Origin of the sequence: Stenotrophomonas sp. NPDC077461 (assembly GCF_049545475.1) — a bacterium.
GTDB classification, from domain to species: domain Bacteria; phylum Pseudomonadota; class Gammaproteobacteria; order Xanthomonadales; family Xanthomonadaceae; genus Stenotrophomonas; species Stenotrophomonas nematodicola.
In genome coordinates this window covers 212,931-230,730 of sequence record NZ_JBMWDO010000006.1, presented here as the reverse complement: position 1 = coordinate 230,730, position 17,800 = coordinate 212,931, and the positions used below count along the sequence as shown (strand labels likewise).

The window sequence follows — 17,800 nt, the reverse complement described above, 5'->3', positions numbered from 1 at the left end:
AATCAAGCGCTCAGGACTTTGCGGCCCTTGGCGCGGCGACGCGACAGGATCTTGCGGCCGTCAGCGGTCTTCATACGGGCACGGAAGCCATGGTCGCGCTTACGCTTGAGGTTGCTGGGTTGGAAAGTGCGCTTGGTGGCCATGCGGGCCTCTATATGAAGGGGACGGAAAGAACCGGAAATTCTATAGACCTGGCTGCGGTGCCGTCAAGTCCTGCCCACTACGGGATTTCATCGGCCTGTGCAATAGCTGTGGATCATTTTGTGAATAACTTCGGGACAACCATTCCCGGCCTCCCTCGTCGGTGGTAGTCTGCGCCATCCATTCTTCCCCCTTCCGGCCTGCGGTGCGGCGGTTTTTTACGCCTATGCGCTGGCCCCAGACGATTATTGCCGATGGATGCCTGGTCCCGTTGTCTCGAACGCCTTGAAGCGGAGTTTCCGCCTGAGGATGTTCACACCTGGTTGAAGCCGCTGCAGGCAGATCTGCGCGCGGACAGCCTGGTGCTTTATGCGCCAAACGCCTTCATCGTCGACCAGGTGCGCGAGCTGTACCTGGCACGCATCAAGGAACTGCTGACGCACTTCGCCGGTTTCGGCGACGTTTTTCTTGAAATCGGCTCGCGTCCGCGCCCGGTGGAGCCGCAGATTGCGCCGATTTCGGGCTTCACCGCCCCGGTGGTGCCGGCCGAGCCGCTGGTACCGTTCGCCGGCAACCTGGATTCGCACTACACCTTCGCCAACTTCGTGGAAGGCCGCAGCAACCAGCTGGGTCTGGCCGCGGCGTTCCAGGCGGCGCAGAAACCCGGCGATCGCGCCCATAACCCGTTGTTGCTGTATGGCGGCACCGGTCTGGGCAAGACCCACCTGATGTTCGCGGCCGGCAATGCGATGCGCCAGGCCAACCCGGCCGCCAAGGTGCTCTACCTGCGTTCGGAACAGTTCTTCAGCGCGATGATCCGTGCGTTGCAGGAAAAGACCATGGATCAGTTCAAGCGCCAGTTCCAGCAGGTGGACGCGCTGCTGATCGATGACATCCAGTTTTTCGCCGGCAAGGATCGGACCCAGGAAGAGTTCTTCCACACGTTCAACGCCCTGTTCGACGGCAAGCAGCAGATCATCCTGACCTGCGACCGGTACCCGCGCGAAGTCGAGGGCCTGGAAGCACGGCTGAAGTCGCGGCTGGCCTGGGGCCTGTCGGTGGCCATCGAGCCACCGGACTTCGAGACCCGCGCGGCCATCGTGCTCGCCAAGGCCCGCGAGCGCGGTGCTGAGATCCCCGACGATGTGGCGTTTCTGATTGCCAAGAAGATGCGCTCCAATGTTCGCGACCTCGAGGGTGCGCTGAATACGTTGACCGCCCGCGCCAATTTCACCGGCCGTGCGATCACCACCGACTTCGCCCAGGAAACCCTGCGCGATCTGCTGCGTGCCCAGCAGCAGGCCATCAGCATTCCCAACATCCAGAAAACCGTTGCCGACTACTACGGGCTGCAGATCAAGGATCTGCTGTCCAAGCGCCGGACCCGGTCGTTGGCCCGTCCCCGCCAGGTGGCGATGGCGCTGACCAAGGAACTGACCGAGCACAGCCTGCCGGAAATCGGCGACGCGTTTGCCGGCCGGGACCACACCACGGTGCTGCATGCCTGCCGCCAGATCCGCACGCTGATGGAGACCGACGGCAAGTTGAGGGAAGACTGGGACAAGCTGATCCGGAAGTTGAGCGAATGATGCATGTACGCCGCTGAGGCGTCATCGCATAAAACGGTGCAGAATCCGGTAGCAAGCACGGGACAGGCTGTGGATAAAAAAGCCCGCTGAATCTGCGGCAGAATTATCCACAGCTTTCCCCACCCCTTGAGGGGCAGTAATGCAGAGGGTTTCGCGGTCGGAAACTCTTTTATTTACAAAGACTTAGCTGTGTTTTCCAGCGATTCTGGCGCTACCAGCACCACCAGGCTTTTGATTTATTCCACATTTTTTTAAAGCATAGGGGCACGGAACCACATGCGTTTCACACTGCAGCGCGAAGCCTTTCTCAAGCCGTTGGCACAAGTCGTCAACGTGGTCGAACGCCGCCAGACCCTGCCGGTTCTGGCAAATTTCCTGGTCCAGGTCCAGAACGGACAGCTTTCGCTGACCGGCACGGACCTGGAAGTGGAGATGGTGTCGCGGATCGCGGTGGAAGATGCCCAGGACGGCGAGACCACCATCCCCGCCCGCAAGCTGTTCGAGATCATCCGCGCCCTGCCCGACGGCAGCCGGATCACCGTCTCGCAGACCGGTGACAAGATCACCGTGCAGGCAGGCCGCAGCCGCTTCACCCTGGCAACGCTGCCGGCCAACGACTTCCCGTCTGTCGACGAAGTCGAAGCCACCGAGCGTGTCGCCATCGGCGAAGCCACCCTGAAGGAGCTGATCGAGCGCACTGCATTCGCGATGGCCCAGCAGGACGTGCGCTACTACCTCAACGGCCTGTTGTTCGACCTGCGCGGCGATGCCCTGCGGACCGTGGCAACCGACGGTCACCGTCTGGCGCTGTGCGAAACCGAACTGGAAAAAGCCAGTGGTGCCAAGCGTCAGATCATCGTGCCGCGCAAGGGCGTGACCGAACTGCAGCGGCTGCTGGAAAGCGGCGATCGCGAGATCGAGCTGGAAGTCGGCCGCAGCCACGTGCGGGTCAAGCGCGACGATGTGACGTTCACCTCCAAGCTGATCGACGGCCGCTTCCCGGATTACGAGGCCGTGATCCCGATTGGCGCCGACCGCGAAGTGAAGGTTGATCGCGAAGCGCTGCGTGCCTCGCTGCAGCGCGCCGCGATCCTGTCCAACGAGAAGTACCGCGGCATCCGCGTCGAAGTCTCGCCGGGCAACCTCAAGATCAGCGCGCACAACCCCGAGCAGGAAGAAGCCCAGGAAGAGATCGAGGCCGACACCACGGTCAGCGATCTGGCCATCGGCTTCAACGTGAACTATCTGCTGGATGCACTGTCGGCCCTGCGCGACGAGCACGTCGTGATCCAGCTGCGCGATTCCAACTCGTCGGCGCTGGTGCGTGAAGCCAGCAGCGAGAAGTCGCGCCATGTGGTGATGCCGCTTCGCCTCTGACCGATGCACGGTTCCACGTGGAACAGACTGATCAGGAAAACCCGGCCGAGTGCCGGGTTTTCTTTTGGCTGCAGTGTTGTTCCACGTGGAGCATTCGCGAACCGTATCTGCATCGACAACACGACTCCAGATCACTCCGAGTTGCACACGATCCTCTCGGGGACGGCAGCGCGAGCGCGGACAGAGGTGGGCACATCCGCCGGCGTCGGAACGGGGCGATTCCAGGTTCTTCTCGATTCACGCGGCAGCAGATCTGACGCTGCCGTAGGAGTGGTTCTTCCAGCAGCTGGATCACAGCTCTATGCTTTAAAAACTGTATATAAATCTAAAGCTAGGTGGTGATGGTAGGGCCAGATTTGGTTGAAAAGTACCTTATCTCATTGAAAGTAAAGGGGAAATGGACCTCGAAACCCCCGGTAAAACAGGCCCTGAGCCTGGGGTTGAACCTGTGGATATCTTTAAGGGCACCCGGAGGGACCTTTTTTATCCACAGGTTGCGCAGAGATTGTGCATAAGTCATACAGAGGCCCTGTGGACAGCCAACGCCGGTACCCGTGAATCCCTTGCGATCTGCTCACCGAACCCTTGGGCGGTCCCTCAGATTTCAAGAAATCAACGCCCCCACATGGCGCGAAATTCTTGAAATCTGCACGGCTGCACCCCCGATGCCGGCGCAGATTTCAACGAATTCGAGGACGTTCCACGTGGTCGATGCGGCCGGATCGAGTGTCCGGTGGACGCGAGTGGGTACGGGGCCGTGGAACCTGCCCGATGCAGTAAGCTGACTGATTACCCCTACCCTTCCCGGCCGTCGGCCCAGATCGTCCGTATGCACATCCGTCGTTTGTCCCTGCACCAGATCCGCCGCTTCGACAGCGTGGACCTGGCACCGCAACCGGGCATCAATCTGATCACTGGCGACAACGGCGCGGGCAAAACCAGCGTGCTCGAGGCGTTGCACGTGATGGCATACGGCCGCAGCTTCCGCGGTCGCGTTCGCGACGGCCTGGTGCGTCAGGGGCAGGAAGCGCTGGATGTATTCGTCGAATGGGACGAGCAACGCCGCGGTGCGGTGGCGCCGACGCGGCGAAAGGCCGGGCTTCGCCACAGTGGCCAGGAATGGAGGGGTCGACTGGATGGCGAAGACGTCGCCCAGCTCGGCAACCTGTGTGCCGCCCTGGCGGTGGTGACCTTCGAGCCGGGCAGCCACGCGCTGGTCAGCGGCGGGGGCGAACCACGCCGTCGGTTCCTCGATTGGGGCTTGTTCCACGTGGAACCCGACTTTCTGGCGCTGTGGCGGCGCTATTCGCGGGCCCTGAAGCAGCGCAACGCCCTGCTCAAGCAAGGTGGGCATCCCAATGCCCTCGATGCTTGGGACCACGAGCTGGCCGAGGCGGGTGAGCCGCTGACCACGCGGCGCCAGCACTACCTGGAGCGGCTGCAGGACCGTACGATCGAGCTGGCGCACGCGTTGGCGCCGAACCTCGGCATCCAGTCGCTGAGTCTCAACCCCGGCTGGCGCAAGCAGGACCTGTCGCTGTCCGATGCGCTGCTGCTGGCGCGGGAACGTGACCGCATGGCCGGCTACACTTCGGTGGGACCGCATCGTGCCGACTGGAGTGTGGGCTTTGCCAGCATTCCCGGGCGCGATGCACTGTCGCGCGGCCAGGCCAAGCTCACCGCGCTCACCTGCCTGCTGGCGCAGGCCGAAGACTATGCCGAGCAGCGCGGCGAATGGCCGGTGATCGCCTTGGATGACCTGGCTTCCGAGCTGGATCGCACCCATCAGGCGCGGGTGCTGGATCGCCTGCGCGCCGGGCCCGCCCAGATATTCATCACTGCCACGGAGACGCCGGCGGCGTTGGCGGATGTCAGCGACATCGCTCGGTTCCACGTGGAACATGGGCAGGTCCAGCCTGTGCCATAGTGGTCGGCAAGGGGCCCCGTCCCCCGACTGGTATAATTGCTGTTGCAACCCCTTATCTCTCGGCGCCCTGCCTCACGGCGGTGGCCCGACCTGCGGAGCCTACGGCAAGCGCAATGACTGAAGAACAGAACACCCCGGCAACTACCGGCAATTACGACGCCAACAGCATCACCGCCCTGGAAGGCCTGGAGGCAGTCCGCAAGCGTCCCGGCATGTACATCGGTGACGTCCATGACGGCACCGGTCTGCACCACATGGTGTTCGAGGTGGTCGACAACTCCATCGACGAAGCCTTGGCCGGCCATGCCGATCACGTGGCGGTGACGATTCACGCCGATGGGTCGGTGTCGGTGTCCGACAACGGTCGCGGTATCCCGACCGGCAAGCACGAGCAGATGAGCAAGAAGCTCGATCGCGAGGTCTCCGCGGCGGAAGTCGTGATGACCGTGCTGCACGCCGGCGGCAAGTTCGACGACAACAGCTACAAGGTGTCCGGCGGTCTGCACGGTGTCGGTGTCAGCGTGGTCAACGCGCTGTCGCAGAAGCTGCTGCTGGACATTTATCAGGGCGGCTTCCACTACCAGCAGGAATACAGCGACGGTGCGGCGCTGGTCCCGCTCACGCAGGTGGAGCCCAGCAGCAAGCGCGGCACCACCCTGCGCTTCTGGCCGTCGGTGAAGGCGTTCCACGACAACGTGGAATTCCACTACGAGATCCTGGCCCGTCGTCTGCGCGAACTGTCGTTCCTCAACTCCGGCGTCAAGATCGTCCTGATCGATGAGCGCGGCGATGGCCGGCGCGACGACTTCCACTACGAAGGCGGCATCCGCAGCTTCGTGGAGCATCTGGCCCAGTTGAAGACCCCGCTGCACCCGAACGTGATCTCGGTGACCGGCGAGTCCAACGGCATCACCGTGGAAGTGGCGTTGCAGTGGACCGATTCCTACCAGGAAACGATGTACTGCTTCACCAACAACATCCCGCAGAAGGACGGCGGTACCCACCTGGCCGGTTTCCGCGGTGCGCTGACCCGTGTGCTCAACAACTACATCGAGCAGAACGGCATCGCCAAGCAGGCCAAGATCAACCTGACCGGCGACGACATGCGCGAAGGCATGATCGCGGTGCTGTCGGTGAAGGTGCCCGATCCGAGCTTCTCCAGCCAGACCAAGGAAAAGCTGGTCAGCTCGGATGTGCGTCCGGCCGTGGAAAGCGCGTTCGGCCAGCGACTGGAAGAGTTCCTGCAGGAAAACCCGAACGAAGCCAAGGCGATCGCCGGCAAGATCGTCGACGCCGCCCGTGCGCGCGAAGCCGCCCGCAAGGCCCGCGACCTGACCCGCCGCAAGGGCGCGCTGGACATCGCCGGCCTGCCGGGCAAGCTCGCCGACTGCCAGGAAAAGGACCCGGCGCTGTCCGAACTGTTCATTGTCGAGGGTGACTCGGCAGGTGGCTCGGCCAAGCAGGGCCGCAACCGCAAGAACCAGGCGGTGCTGCCGCTGCGCGGCAAGATCCTCAACGTGGAACGCGCCCGCTTCGATCGCATGCTTGCCTCCGACCAGGTCGGTACGCTGATCACCGCGCTCGGCACCGGCATTGGCCGGGACGAGTACAACCCGGACAAGCTGCGTTACCACCGCATCATCATCATGACCGACGCCGACGTCGACGGCGCGCACATCCGCACGCTGCTGCTGACGTTCTTCTACCGTCAGATGCCGGAGCTGATCGAGCGCGGTCACGTCTACATCGGTCTGCCGCCGCTGTACAAGATCAAGCAGGGCAAGCAGGAGCTGTACCTGAAGGACGATCCTGCGCTGGACGCCTACCTGGCCAGCAGCGCCGTGGAGAACGCATCGCTGGTGCCGGCCGATGGCGAGCCCGGCATCGAAGGCGTGGGTCTGGAAAAGCTGCTGCTCACCTACGCTGCGGCGCAGGACGCGATCAGCCGCAATGCCCATCGCTACGATCGCCAGCTGCTCGAAGCCCTGATCGACTTCACCCCGATGGACCTGGAACACCTGCGCAAGGCCGGTGCCGAAGAAGGCCTGGCCGCGCTGGCCACCCGCCTCAACCAGGGCAGCCTGGGCTCGCCGCGGTACAGCCTGCAGCTGCAGGAACCCACCGACGAGCGTCCGGCGGCCGTGCTGGTCACGCGTCGCCACATGGGCGAAGAGCTGATCCAGGTACTGCCGTTGAGTGCCTTCGAAACCGGCGAACTGCGCGCCCTGCACCAGTCCTCGCTGCTGCTGCACGGCCTGGTCCGTGCTGGCGCGAAGATCAGCCGTGGCGCCAAGTCGGTGGAGGTCGAGAGTTTCTCGCAGGCACGCGACTGGCTGCTGGACGAAGCCAAGAAGGGCCGCCAGATCCAGCGCTTCAAGGGCCTGGGCGAAATGAATCCGGAACAGCTGTGGGACACCACGGTCAATCCGGATACCCGTCGCCTGCTGCAGGTGCGCATCGAAGACGCGGTCGCCGCCGACCAGATCTTCAGCACCCTGATGGGCGATGTGGTCGAGCCGCGCCGTGACTTCATCGAAGACAACGCGCTGAAGGTCGCCAACCTGGATATCTGACACAATCGGGGCAAGGCCGGCCGGGTGCGACCTGCACCCTGGCCGGCCATCGTCTCCCGATGCCAGGAATCCGATGTCCGCTACCGCCCCGGCGTCCATGACGCCTCCCCTGCCGCCGACGGTTCCGCCGGCGACCAGCAAACCCGGCTCCCCGTTGGCCGGTTTCTTCATCGATCTGGGCATCGCCGCGATCGTACTGTTCGGGTTGAGCCTGATGGCCGGCCTGGTCTGGGGCGTGTATCGCGGCATCATGGTCGGCTATGCCGCCGCCAAGAGTGGCGATACGGTGGGTTCGGCCGCCGACCTCACCGCACAGTTGGGCCAACCCGGCGCACTCGCCCAGATTCTGATGGCGCTCATCGCCACCGGCGGTGCCGCCCTGCTGCTGTACTTCTGGCGCCGTCGCGCCACCCCCGTGGAACAGGCCGCGTCGCGCAGCGCCGCCCGCCGCCCCGGCACCTGGGGCTGGACCGTCCTCGTCGCTGCCGGCGTCGTGATCGGCAGCAACGGCATTGCCTTCCTGGCCAAGCAGGCCGGCATCGAGCCGGTCCCGACCAACCTTGGCCTGATGGAACAGGCGCTGTCGCGCTTTCCGCTCTTCCTGGCGCTGTTTGCTGTCGTGCTTGCGCCGGCCTATGAAGAACTGCTGTTCCGCCGGGTCCTGTTCGGGCGCCTGTGGCAGGCCGGGCGGCCGCTGCTCGGCATGCTGCTGAGCAGCCTGGCCTTCGCCCTGGTTCATGAGATTCCCGGCACCAGCGCCAACGGCCCGCTGGAAATCGCGCAGCTGTGGCTGGTCTACGGTGGCATGGGTGCGGCCTTCGCCTGGCTGTACCAGAAGACCGGCACCCTGTGGGCACCGATCGTCGCGCACGGCCTGAACAACGCGATCGCCCTGGCAGCGCTGGTGTTCCTCGGCCTGCACTGAACCGCTGGGCCGATTGACGAAAAATTAAGCCGTCACATACGACACTGCGGACATGAACACGGGGGACGCATTGATGAAACCAGTTCTGTTGGGACTTGCGATCGCGCTGCTGGTCAGCGCATGCGCGACCACCACCTCGCCGACCGGTCGGCGTCAGATGGTGGGCGGCGTGTCCCAGGCCGAGCTGGACCAGCTCGGCGCCCAGGCGTTCGCCCAGACCAAGCAGAAGGAAAAAGTCAGCACTGACGGCCGGCAGAATTCCTACGTGCAGTGCGTGGTCGATGCGCTGGTCGCACAGTTGCCGCCTCAGTACCGTGGCGTACGGTGGGAAACGGCCGTGTTCGTCGACAGCGAACCCAACGCGTTCGCCCTGCCCGGCGGCAAGGTCGGGGTGAACTCGGGCATCCTCACCGTCGCCAAAAACCAGGACCAGCTCGCCGCCGTGATCGGGCACGAGATCGGGCACGTGATCGCCCGCCACCACGAGGAGCGCATCACCCGCCAGATGGGCGCGCAGACCGGCCTGAGCGTGCTCGGCATGCTCGCCGGCGCTGCGTACGGCGATGCTGCGGCCAGTACGGTCAACCAGCTCGGCGGCATGACCGCGCAGACCGCCTTCCTGCTGCCCGGCTCGCGCACCCAGGAATCCGAAGCGGACGTGCTGGGCCAGCGCCTGATGGCCGAGGCCGGTTTCGATCCGGCGCAGGCGGTCAATCTGTGGCAGAACATGATGGCGGCCAGCAGCGGGCGCTCACCGCAGTGGATGTCCACCCACCCCGATCCCAGCAACCGGATCCGGGAACTGCAGCGCGACGCGCCCGCCCTCGCAGACGTGTACCAGCAGGCCCAGGCGGCCGGGCGGCGTCCACGGTGCGGATGATTCGACCAAAGGATGCTGTATTGCAGCATCGGAAACGATTTCTCACGCCATCGGTTTCTGATACGTTTGGCGGCTCAGATTTTTCTGACAGTCCGTTTTGATGCCGCCACGGCGGTTCCGATCGAGGTGAAAGATGATTTTCAGCAACCACAAGCAAGCCGTGCTTTCCGTCCTCATCGCGACCGCACTCGGTGGCGTGGTCGTCACCGATGCCGTCGCCCAGACGCGTTCGACCGATCGTTCCAGTGATCGCCGCGGTGGAAAGCAGGCCAAGGCCGAAGTGCTTTTCCCGAACGCGACCCGCCAGGAGCCGACCGTCAAGGCCTCTGCCAAGATGGGCAGCAAGCTGCAGAAGCTGGTAGACAACTACAACAAGCAGAAGTTCCCGGAAACCCGCGCCCAGGCTGACGAGATCCTCGCCAACGCCGACGCCAATGCCTACGACAAGTCGCTGGCTGCGCAGCTGGCCTCGCAGGCCGCCTACCAGACCGAAGACAACGCAGCGGCCAAGAAGTATCTGCAGCAGGCGCTGGACTTCAACGGCCTGGACAACAACGGCTACTTCCAGTCGATGCTGATGCTCGGCCAGCTGCAGCTGCAGGACGACCAGCTCCAGGAAGGCCTGGCCACGCTGGACAAGTACTTCGCCGAGAGCAAGTCGGCCAAGCCGGAAGAACTGGTGATCAAGGGCCAGGCCCTGTACCAGATGCAGCGCTACGCCGATGCCATCCCGGTGCTGCAGCAGGCCATCGCCGGTGCCACCGAACCGAAGGACAGCTGGAACCAGCTGCTGATGGCCGCCATGTCCGAAGCCGGCCAGACCGGTGAAGCGGTCAAGCAGGCCGAAGCGCTGGCCGCCCGCAACCCGAACGACAAGAAAGCCCAGCTGAACCTGGCCAGCATGTACATGCAGGCCGACCAGATGGACAAGGCCGCCTCGGTGATGGACAAGCTGCGCGCCTCCGGCCAGCTCACCGAAGAGCGTGAGTACAAGCAGCTGTACTCGATCTATGCCAACACCGACAACAAGGAAAAGGACGTCATCGCGGTCATCAACGAAGGGTTGCAGAAGGGCATCCTGAAGCCGGACTACCAGGTGTACCTGGCGCTGGCCCAGTCCTACTACTACTCCGACCAGGTGCCGCAGGCCATCGAGGCGTGGCAGAAGGCCGCCCCGCTTTCCAAGGACGGTGAAACCTACCTGAATCTGGCACGTGTTTTGCACAGTGAAGGTCGCATCCCGGAGGCCAAGCAGGCCGCCCAGCAGGCGCTGGCAAAGGGTGTGAAGAACCAGGCGGATGCCAAGAAAATCATCAACCTGAAGTAAGTAGGAATAACGCCTGAACGCCCGCGCGATTGATGCGCAGGCGCTCAGGATTGGTATAAGCTTGGAGGTTCCTGCGGTGTCATGCACCGCTGATCATGGGCTACCTGTCCCCGGGTATCCCGGCCCCACTAATGAGCTCTTGGCGCATGACGGAACAACTAGTCGTTCACAGGTACGAACAACGCGATGACACCGGCTTCAGCTGGCCGCGTATCGTGGGTATCGCTTTTGTAATCGCACTGCATCTCGCCGCCTTCATGATGCTTCTGATCCCGGCTGTGGCTCCCAAGGCCGCTGCGGAGAAGGAACGCAACATCATGGTGACCCTGGTCGACGCTCCGCCGCCGCCCCCACCGCCGCCGCCGCCGCCGCCGCCGCAGGATACTCCGCCGCCGCCGGTGAAGAACCTGTCGCCGCCGAAGCCCTCGCCGGTGCCGCCGCCGCCGCAGGCGCCTGTGGTCGACGTCCCGGAACCGCGTCCGAACGACATCGTCACGCCGCCGTCGCCCCCCTCGCCGCCGGCTCCGCCGACGTCGATCGAGGCAAGCGTCGACATCTCGTCGAAGAACATGAACCCCCCGCGCTACCCGCCGGCCGCGTTCCGCGCAGGTATCCAGGGTGAAGTCATCCTGATCATTGATGTCGATGCCAACGGCAACGTCACCAATGTCTCGGTCGAGAAGTCCAGCCGTAACCGTGACCTTGACCGCGCCGCGATGGAAGCAGCTCGCAAGTGGAGCTTCCGTGCTGCGGAGTCGGGCGGGAAGAAGGTCGCAGGTCGCGTTCGCGTCCCGGTCAACTTTGCGCTGAACTGATGGTCGCCGGTGGCCCGCCGGCCACCGTTCCATCGGTTGTTTCTAGCCACACCCTTTATCACCACACACAACAAAGGTAAGCGTCATGCTGCAGGAAATTTTCATCGCCGCTGCTGCCGGGGGCAACTCGTCGAACGCCCTCTCGCAGATGGGCTTCGAGCACCTGATCCACGAAATGACCACCAAGCCGGGCGACTTCGCCGTCTCCTGGGTCGTGCTGCTGACCCTGGTCATCATGTCCGCCATGTCCTGGTACTGGACCGTCATCAACATCTTCCGCGCTACCCGCCTGAAGAGCGCTGCTGACAAGGTCGTGAGCCTGTTCTGGGATACCCCGAACGCCCAGGACGCCATCCGTGCGATGGAAGAGCAGCCGGCTTCCGAGCCCTTCTCGAAGATCGCCCTGGACGCTGCGCAGGCCGCTGCCCACCACCAGCGTGCCGAAGGCGGCGCCACCGGTGGCCTGGGTGAGAACCTGAGCCGTTCGGAGTTCGTCGACCGCGCCCTGCGTCAGGCCGTGACCCGCGAAAGCAACAACCTGCAGTCGGGCATGACCCTGCTGGCCACCGTCGGCGCAACCGCTCCGTTCGTGGGTCTGCTGGGTACCGTGTGGGGCATCTACGGCGCGCTGATCAAGATCGGTGCAACCGGTTCGGCCTCCATCGACGCCGTTGCCGGCCCGGTGGGTGAAGCCCTGATCATGACCGCCATCGGTCTGTTCGTGGCAATCCCGGCCGTGTTCGCCTTCAACTTCTTCAGCAAGATCAACAGCGCCACGATCAGCAAGTTCGATACGTTCGCTCACGACCTGCACGACTTCTTCGCCACCGGTTCGCGCGTCCGCTAATTGCGACGCGCTGTACCCAGGCGAGAACGTAGTCAACACGATCTAGACGGAGCCCGTTATGGCTTTCAGTAGTGGTAACAGCGGCGGCCCCATGGCCGACATCAACGTTACGCCCCTCGTGGACGTGATGCTGGTGCTGCTGATCATCTTCATCATCACGGCGCCCCTGATGTCCCACAAGGTCAAGGTGGATCTGCCGGAGGCCAACCTGGTGCAGAACCCGGAAGACGCTGAAAAGCGTTCGGGCCCGATCACCCTGGCAGTCAAGGAAGACGGCTCGATCTACTGGAACGACGAGGAAATCGACAAGCAGACCCTCGAGTCTCGCCTGGCGACCGCCGCCCAGCAGACCCCGCAGCCGCCGCTCAACCTGCGTGGTGACCGCACCACCAAGATGCGCGTCATCAACGAGATGACCAAGGTTGCGCAGGAACAGGGCATGCTCGATGTTGGCTTCGTTGCCACCAAAGAGAAGGGGCAGTAAGTCATGGCATTCAGTACCGGTGGTAACAAGGGCCCAATGGCCGACATCAACGTCACGCCCCTCGTGGACGTGATGCTGGTGCTGCTGATCATCTTCATCGTCACCGCGCCGATCATGACCTACCCGATCGCCGTGGACCTGCCGCAGCGTGTGCTCAACCCACCGCCGCAGCTGGTCGAGCCGCCGCCGCCGATCGAGCTGAAGGTGGACGCCAGCAACCAGGTGACGTGGAACAACAGTCCGGTTCCCGTGCACGAGCTGCAGCAGCGCATGGAGCAGGAGGTCCAGAAGGACCCGACGAACCAGCCGGAACTGCGCATCGACGCCAGCCCGGACTCCGAGTACGACGTGATGGCCAAGGTGTTGGCTGCCGCGAAGAATGCTCAGATGAAGAAGATCGGTTTCGTACAGCAGTAATACGCAAGACCACAGTCATGACGCGACTGGAAAACGCCCCTGGAGACAGGGGCGTTTTTTTTTTGGCGCCGCGCTGGAGGCACAGCCCGCTATCATCCGCACATGCTCGCCACCTTCCATACCCTCCGCGACTGGATCGCGGGCATTCCCCACCTGGGCCCGCTGCTTGCCGTGGCCTACGTGCTGTACCTGCTCTGGCTGACCGGCTGGATCATGCTGCAGAAGCGCGAGCCGGTGGCCACGCTGAGCTGGATCCTGTCGCTGGCCGCCCTGCCCTACCTCGGCCTCTTCATCTACTACCTGCTCGGCCCGCAGAAGGTGAAGCGCCAGCGCCTGCGCCGCGGGCGCTCGCGGTCGGGCATGGAGCATTACAGCAGCGTGTGTCCGCCCGATGCCGACTGCACCGAGCTGGCCAAGATCGCCCAGGCCACCACCGGCCTGGCCCCCAGCTCGGCTACCGAGGTCGAATGGCTGGTGGATGGCGCGGCCACCTACCGGGCCCTGCTGGCGGCCATCGCGCAGGCGCGTGACCACCTCCACCTGGAGTACTACATCTTCAACCCCGACCACGCCGGCACCGCCCTGCGCGACGCACTGGTGGAGCGCGCCCGCGCCGGCGTACGCGTGCGCCTTCTGCTCGATGCGGTGGGCTCCTCGGCGATCCGCAAACGCTTCCTGGCGCCGCTGCGCGAGGCAGGCGCCGAGGTGGTGTGGTTCCATCCACGGCAGCTGCTCAAGCCGTTCAAGCGGCCAGGGCTCAACATGCGCACGCACCGCAAGCTGGTCATCATCGACGGCCGCGAAGCCTTCACCGGCGGCATCAACATCACCGACGAGGAAGATGAGAGCCGCCGCGCCGATGCGTACCGCGACCTGCACATGCGCCTTCGCGGCCACGTCGTGCGCAGCCTCCAGCTTGTCTTCATCGAAGACTGGATCTACGCCAGCGGCGAACCGCCCGAGCGCTTCGACATCGCCCAACTGTGGCCCAACGACATGCCCAGTCGGGGCGATGGCCGCATCAATGCGCAGGTGCTGGTATCCGGCCCGGATTCGTCCTGGGAAACGATCCACCGCCTGCATGTGGCCGCCATCCACGAGGCGCGCGAACGGGTCTGGCTGGTCACCCCGTACTTCGTCCCCGGTGAGGCCGCCCGCATGGCGCTGACCTCGGCCGCGCTCGGTGGTCTGGACGTGCGCCTGCTGGTGCCGAAGATGAGCGACTCCTGGTTCGTCACCCAGGCTGCGCGCTCGTACTTCGACGAGCTGCTGCAGGCCGGCGTCAAGATCTACGAGTACGGCCCGCGCATGCTGCATACCAAGGCTTTCATCGCCGACGACGATGTCTGCATCGTCGGCAGCGCCAACTTCGATCACCGCAGCTTCCGCCTCAACTTCGAGCTGTCGATGATGCTCGGCGACGCCGACCGCGTGGCGGCCCTCGCCGCCCTGCTCAGTGCCGAGTTCGACGCCGCTGTGCCGGTGCGCAACGACCGCCAGCGCGCCCTGTGGCGTCACCGGGTGCCCGAAGCCTTCGCCCGCCTGGCCTCGCCGCTGCTCTGAGACCGGCTGCGTGGAACCGCGCTTGGCCTCGGCGCTACACTGCCCGGGTCAAACGGGGAGTGCTGACATGTACTGGTTGTTCCTGCTGCTCGCGCTGGGCTGCTTCGCCCTCGCGCTCAAGGCATCCCAGATGGGATGGATGATGCTGGCACTGGCCGGCACGCTGCTGTTCCTGCTGGCCTGGGTGCGCGGTCTGTACGTTGCCCGCTTCGGTGGGCTGCAGCGCGATACCAGCCAGCTTATCGATCCCCTCGAACTGCGCCGGTTGCGCGAGCAGGCCCAGGCCCGCCAGCAGCCGGCTACCGACGACCCCGACCCCCTGTAGTCCCATGACCCAGCTCAGCGTCAACGTGAACAAGATCGCCGTCCTGCGCAACTCGCGCGGCGGCACCGATCCGGATGTCCTGCAGGCCGCCCGCGCCTGCCTGGACGCTGGCGCGCATGGCATCACGGTGCACCCGCGCCCGGACCGCCGGCATATCCACGCCGAGGATGTGCTGGCGCTGTCGGCGCTGACCACCGCGCGTGGCATCGAGTTCAACATCGAAGGCAATCCTTTCGCCCCGCCGCGCGAGGGCTATCCGGGCCTGCTGCCGCTGTGCGAGCAGACCCGCCCCGCGCAGGCAACGCTGGTGCCCGATGGCGACGGCCAGCTCACCTCCGACCACGGCTTCGACTTCGCCCGTGACGCCGAGCGCCTGCGCCCGCTGATCGCCGCACTGAAGTCCTACGGGTGCCGGGTCAGCCTGTTCGTCGATGCCGGCAACCCGGACCTGGCCCAGGCTGCTGCCATCGGCGCCGACCGCATCGAGCTCTACACCGGCCCCTATGCCGAGGCCCACGCCGCCGGCGATGCCACCGCCATGCTGGCCCTGTTCGCCGACGCTGCCCGCCGGGCCCAGGCGGTGGGCCTGGGGGTCAACGCCGGGCACGACCTGTCGCAGGACAACCTCGCCGACTTCCTGCGCGCCGTCCCTGACGTGCTGGAAGTCTCGATCGGCCATGCGCTGATCAGCGAAGCCCTGTACGACGGCCTCGACGCCACAGTGAAAGGCTACCTGGCGCTGCTCTGAGACCCATCGCTGACGTGGCGTGACCCGTCAGCGTGGCCTGTGGACAACATTGGGGATCAACCCGCGCCTAGGGCCCGCAAACCCAGCAGGCACAAGGGTTCTGCTTCCCTTTTGGGTTGTGGTTAGTAATACTGCTAACCATGCACACGCCGTTGCCAGCCCCTCGCCTGCCTGCAGGGTCTCAATCGCTGAGACCCCGTCCGGCTAGCCTGTGATCATGGGTATCGCGATCAAAGGCCGAGGTTCCACGACGCACCTGGCGGGCCGTTTCGAGGTCACCGTCAGCGAAGCCGTGGACGACGGCTGGGAGCCGGACGACAGCGACGAATTCGCTACTCCGCGCCTGCGCACCGAAGTGCGTGCGGAGACTGCGCGCAGCATCATCAGCCGCAACAAGTCGCCCGACGTCGGCTTCAGCCAATCGGTCAATCCGTACCGCGGTTGCGAGCATGGCTGCTCGTACTGCTTCGCGCGGCCCTCGCATGCCTACCTCAACCTGTCGCCCGGCCTGGACTTCGAAACCAAGCTGTTCGCCAAGACCAACGCCGCCCAGCTGCTGCGCAAGGAACTCTCTCGCCCCGGCTACGTGCCGCAACCGATCGCGCTCGGCATCAACACCGACGCCTACCAGCCGATCGAGCGCAAGCTCAAGCTCACCCGGCAGCTGATCGAGGTGATGCTGGAAACCCAGCACCCGTTCTCGCTGATCACCAAGAACGCGTTGGTGGAGCGCGACATCGACCTGCTCGCGCCGCTGGCCGAGAAGAACCTGGTGAGCGTGCACTTCTCGGTGACCTCGCTGGACCCCCATCTGTCGGCCCGGCTCGAACCGCGCGCCTCGGCCCCGCACGCCCGCCTGCGTGCGATGCGGCGGCTGCACGCCGCCGGCATCCCGGTGGGCGTAATGGTGGCTCCGGTGATTCCGTGGATCAACGACGCCGAACTGGAGGCCGTGCTCGAGGCCGCCCACGACGCCGGCGCCTCCACCGCCGGTTACGTGCTGCTGCGCCTGCCGCTGGAAGTGGCCCCGCTGTTCCGAGACTGGCTCGACACCCATCACCCCGACCGCGCCGCCCACGTGATGAGCACCATCAACCAGCTGCGCGGCGGCAAGGACTACAACAGCGCCTTTGGCACCCGCATGCGCGGCGAAGGCGTCTACGCCGACCTGCTCTCCAACCGCTTCAAACTCGCGCGCCGGCGGCTGGGCTTCGACGCCCAGAACAGCCACTGGCCACGCCTGGACTGCAGCCGCTTCCAGCGCCCCTTGCCGCCGCGCGAGGATTCGCCGCAGGGATCGCTGTTCTAGCTCGGCGGCTGGACACCCGGCCGGACCTGCGCCAACAATCCGCTGTCGCCCATGAGGGGCGTTCCAGGGGAAAGGACATGAACATCGGTGCCACCACGGCGGTTACCACCGCCGTCAACGCCACGATCATTGCCGTGATCCAGGCGCAACGGCGCAAGGTGCTGGCGCACTTCAACGACCAGCAGGCGCTGTCCCCCGAGCAGGCAGTTCCCACTGCCGGGCTGGAGCCGGCACTGCACTCCACGCTCACGCAGCTGCGCGCGCAGGGCATCATCAAGGACGTCGAGGATGGCCGCGCCTACCTCGATGCTGACGCATTGCTTACCTACGAGAAGAAAACCGCGAAAGACGGTCGCACCGCATTGATGGTGATGGTGCCGATCTTCGTGGCGATTGCGGTAGCGATTGTCGTCGCCGTTGCCTTGTCGCGTTGAGATACAAAACAGTGAACTAATGGAGGGAGAACCCCTATTCAAACTGTGTGAACCGTGCGTTAACATCAGGTGAAAAGGTCGCTGGCCCGTCGGCAGGGACCCCCGTGCCACCTTCGCCT

Annotated in this window: 17 protein-coding genes; 16 read left to right on the top strand and 1 reads right to left on the bottom strand. The window is 64.6% G+C overall.

Annotation, left to right across the window (positions count from 1 at the left end):
* Positions 1 to 2 precede the first annotated feature (2 nt).
* Positions 3 to 143 carry a 50S ribosomal protein L34 gene (gene rpmH, locus ACPEH8_RS12740; RefSeq protein WP_006404565.1) on the bottom strand — a complete coding sequence of 47 codons (141 nt, stop codon included), beginning with the start codon at positions 141 to 143 and terminating at the stop codon, positions 3 to 5.
* A 252-nt stretch (positions 144 to 395) separates the two neighbouring features.
* On the opposite strand from rpmH, the gene dnaA reads away from it, so the two are divergent.
* The 16 genes from dnaA to ACPEH8_RS12660 all read left to right on the top strand — a co-directional run bounded on the left by dnaA (position 396) and on the right by ACPEH8_RS12660 (position 17,681).
* A complete protein-coding gene (gene dnaA / locus ACPEH8_RS12735) occupies positions 396 to 1,730 on the top strand; it encodes a chromosomal replication initiator protein DnaA (RefSeq protein ID WP_017357097.1) in 1,335 nt (444 codons plus the stop codon).
* A 276-nt stretch (positions 1,731 to 2,006) separates the two neighbouring features.
* Entirely contained in the window at positions 2,007 to 3,107 is a 1,101-nt protein-coding gene (dnaN, locus tag ACPEH8_RS12730) for a DNA polymerase III subunit beta (protein WP_019184048.1), read from the top strand.
* Between the two features lie 829 nt (positions 3,108 to 3,936).
* Positions 3,937 to 5,034, top strand: a complete 1,098-nt coding sequence (gene recF, locus ACPEH8_RS12725; protein ID WP_017357099.1) for a DNA replication/repair protein RecF — start codon at positions 3,937 to 3,939, stop codon at positions 5,032 to 5,034.
* A 113-nt stretch (positions 5,035 to 5,147) separates the two neighbouring features.
* Positions 5,148 to 7,607: a DNA topoisomerase (ATP-hydrolyzing) subunit B gene (gene gyrB, locus ACPEH8_RS12720; RefSeq protein WP_136005795.1), complete on the top strand. Its 2,460-nt coding sequence runs from the start codon at positions 5,148 to 5,150 to the stop codon at positions 7,605 to 7,607.
* A gap of 73 nt (positions 7,608 to 7,680) precedes the next feature.
* A complete protein-coding gene (locus ACPEH8_RS12715; protein WP_017357101.1) occupies positions 7,681 to 8,532 on the top strand; it encodes a CPBP family intramembrane glutamic endopeptidase in 852 nt (283 codons plus the stop codon).
* A 73-nt stretch (positions 8,533 to 8,605) separates the two neighbouring features.
* The gene (locus ACPEH8_RS12710) at positions 8,606 to 9,412 is read left to right on the top strand and encodes a M48 family metallopeptidase (protein WP_017357102.1); all 807 of its coding nucleotides are present in this window, start codon (positions 8,606 to 8,608) and stop codon (positions 9,410 to 9,412) included.
* A gap of 133 nt (positions 9,413 to 9,545) precedes the next feature.
* Positions 9,546 to 10,739: a tetratricopeptide repeat protein gene (locus tag ACPEH8_RS12705; RefSeq protein WP_136005793.1), complete on the top strand. Its 1,194-nt coding sequence runs from the start codon at positions 9,546 to 9,548 to the stop codon at positions 10,737 to 10,739.
* Positions 10,740 to 10,885: 146 nt separating this feature from the next.
* Positions 10,886 to 11,554 (top strand): energy transducer TonB, encoded by a 669-nt coding sequence (locus tag ACPEH8_RS12700; RefSeq protein WP_136005792.1) that lies wholly within the window; start codon positions 10,886 to 10,888, stop codon positions 11,552 to 11,554.
* 85 nt (positions 11,555 to 11,639) lie between these two features.
* Positions 11,640 to 12,401: a TonB-system energizer ExbB gene (gene exbB / locus ACPEH8_RS12695; RefSeq protein WP_017356923.1), complete on the top strand. Its 762-nt coding sequence runs from the start codon at positions 11,640 to 11,642 to the stop codon at positions 12,399 to 12,401.
* A 58-nt stretch (positions 12,402 to 12,459) separates the two neighbouring features.
* Positions 12,460 to 12,885 (top strand): ExbD/TolR family protein, encoded by a 426-nt coding sequence (locus ACPEH8_RS12690; RefSeq protein ID WP_017356924.1) that lies wholly within the window; start codon positions 12,460 to 12,462, stop codon positions 12,883 to 12,885.
* Between the two features lie 3 nt (positions 12,886 to 12,888).
* A complete protein-coding gene (locus ACPEH8_RS12685; protein ID WP_017356925.1) occupies positions 12,889 to 13,302 on the top strand; it encodes an ExbD/TolR family protein in 414 nt (137 codons plus the stop codon).
* Positions 13,303 to 13,404: 102 nt separating this feature from the next.
* Positions 13,405 to 14,865 carry a cardiolipin synthase gene (gene cls, locus ACPEH8_RS12680; protein WP_017356926.1) on the top strand — a complete coding sequence of 487 codons (1,461 nt, stop codon included), beginning with the start codon at positions 13,405 to 13,407 and terminating at the stop codon, positions 14,863 to 14,865.
* A 67-nt stretch (positions 14,866 to 14,932) separates the two neighbouring features.
* Positions 14,933 to 15,190 (top strand): hypothetical protein, encoded by a 258-nt coding sequence (locus tag ACPEH8_RS12675; RefSeq protein ID WP_017356927.1) that lies wholly within the window; start codon positions 14,933 to 14,935, stop codon positions 15,188 to 15,190.
* A gap of 4 nt (positions 15,191 to 15,194) precedes the next feature.
* Positions 15,195 to 15,938: a pyridoxine 5'-phosphate synthase gene (locus ACPEH8_RS12670; RefSeq protein WP_136005788.1), complete on the top strand. Its 744-nt coding sequence runs from the start codon at positions 15,195 to 15,197 to the stop codon at positions 15,936 to 15,938.
* 217 nt (positions 15,939 to 16,155) lie between these two features.
* Positions 16,156 to 17,247, top strand: coding sequence for a PA0069 family radical SAM protein (locus tag ACPEH8_RS12665; protein WP_423666977.1), 1,092 nt, complete (start codon positions 16,156 to 16,158; stop codon positions 17,245 to 17,247).
* A 77-nt stretch (positions 17,248 to 17,324) separates the two neighbouring features.
* On the top strand, positions 17,325 to 17,681 hold the full coding sequence (locus ACPEH8_RS12660) for a hypothetical protein (protein WP_423666974.1): 357 nt from the start codon (positions 17,325 to 17,327) through the stop codon (positions 17,679 to 17,681).
* Positions 17,682 to 17,800 lie beyond the last annotated feature (119 nt).

Excerpts from the sequence above, each read along its gene's own strand:
- rpmH (WP_006404565.1), bottom strand. The coding sequence starts at position 143 with ATGGCCACCAAGCGCACTTTCCAACCCAGCAACCTCAAGCGTAAGCGC.
- dnaA (WP_017357097.1), top strand. The coding sequence starts at position 396 with ATGGATGCCTGGTCCCGTTGTCTCGAACGCCTTGAAGCGGAGTTTCCG.
- dnaN (WP_019184048.1), top strand. The coding sequence starts at position 2,007 with ATGCGTTTCACACTGCAGCGCGAAGCCTTTCTCAAGCCGTTGGCACAA.
- recF (WP_017357099.1), top strand. The coding sequence starts at position 3,937 with ATGCACATCCGTCGTTTGTCCCTGCACCAGATCCGCCGCTTCGACAGC.
- gyrB (WP_136005795.1), top strand. The coding sequence starts at position 5,148 with ATGACTGAAGAACAGAACACCCCGGCAACTACCGGCAATTACGACGCC.
- ACPEH8_RS12715 (WP_017357101.1), top strand. The coding sequence starts at position 7,681 with ATGTCCGCTACCGCCCCGGCGTCCATGACGCCTCCCCTGCCGCCGACG.
- ACPEH8_RS12710 (WP_017357102.1), top strand. The coding sequence starts at position 8,606 with ATGAAACCAGTTCTGTTGGGACTTGCGATCGCGCTGCTGGTCAGCGCA.
- ACPEH8_RS12705 (WP_136005793.1), top strand. The coding sequence starts at position 9,546 with ATGATTTTCAGCAACCACAAGCAAGCCGTGCTTTCCGTCCTCATCGCG.
- ACPEH8_RS12700 (WP_136005792.1), top strand. The coding sequence starts at position 10,886 with ATGACGGAACAACTAGTCGTTCACAGGTACGAACAACGCGATGACACC.
- exbB (WP_017356923.1), top strand. The coding sequence starts at position 11,640 with ATGCTGCAGGAAATTTTCATCGCCGCTGCTGCCGGGGGCAACTCGTCG.
- ACPEH8_RS12690 (WP_017356924.1), top strand. The coding sequence starts at position 12,460 with ATGGCTTTCAGTAGTGGTAACAGCGGCGGCCCCATGGCCGACATCAAC.
- ACPEH8_RS12685 (WP_017356925.1), top strand. The coding sequence starts at position 12,889 with ATGGCATTCAGTACCGGTGGTAACAAGGGCCCAATGGCCGACATCAAC.
- cls (WP_017356926.1), top strand. The coding sequence starts at position 13,405 with ATGCTCGCCACCTTCCATACCCTCCGCGACTGGATCGCGGGCATTCCC.
- ACPEH8_RS12675 (WP_017356927.1), top strand. The coding sequence starts at position 14,933 with ATGTACTGGTTGTTCCTGCTGCTCGCGCTGGGCTGCTTCGCCCTCGCG.
- ACPEH8_RS12670 (WP_136005788.1), top strand. The coding sequence starts at position 15,195 with ATGACCCAGCTCAGCGTCAACGTGAACAAGATCGCCGTCCTGCGCAAC.
- ACPEH8_RS12665 (WP_423666977.1), top strand. The coding sequence starts at position 16,156 with ATGGGTATCGCGATCAAAGGCCGAGGTTCCACGACGCACCTGGCGGGC.
- ACPEH8_RS12660 (WP_423666974.1), top strand. The coding sequence starts at position 17,325 with ATGAACATCGGTGCCACCACGGCGGTTACCACCGCCGTCAACGCCACG.